We start from the raw sequence: 463 nt of genomic DNA, 5'->3' as shown, positions 1-463 counted from the left end.
TTACCGCTAACAATTTTGCAGCTGGTACTTATACAGCGGTTATCACCGATGCTAATGGATGTACTTCAAACGTAAGTGTAACCATCACGCAACCGGCAACAGCTTTAGCTTCTACTAATACCACTACCAACGTATCTTGTTATGCAGGAAACAATGGAAGTGTAACAGTAACGGCTACCGGTGGAACGGCTCCTTATACCATTTTATGGTCTAATGGTGGCACAACCTTTACGGCTAACAATTTTGCAGCAGGTGCTTATACCGCAGTGGTAACCGATGCTAATGGATGTACTTCAAACGTAAGTGTAACTATCACGCAACCGGCAACGGCTTTGGCTTCTACTAATACGACTACCAACGTATCTTGCTTTGCAGGAAACAATGGAAGTGTAACAGTAACGGCTACCGGTGGAACGGCTCCTTATACCATTTTATGGTCTAATGGAGGCACAACCTTTACCGC

At 44.5% G+C, this 463-nt stretch carries 1 protein-coding gene; it reads left to right on the top strand.

Features of this window, described 5'->3' with window-relative positions; genetic code table 11:
• On the top strand, nucleotides 1-463 hold a 463-nt coding region (locus HA632_RS00020; protein ID WP_176305199.1), incomplete at both ends, for a SprB repeat-containing protein.

This window comes from Flavobacterium sp. J49, assembly GCF_011742145.1.
Lineage (GTDB): Bacteria > Bacteroidota > Bacteroidia > Flavobacteriales > Flavobacteriaceae > Flavobacterium.
The sequence above is the reverse complement of the archived record's forward strand: the minus strand, read 5'-3'. Positions and strand labels throughout refer to the sequence as shown.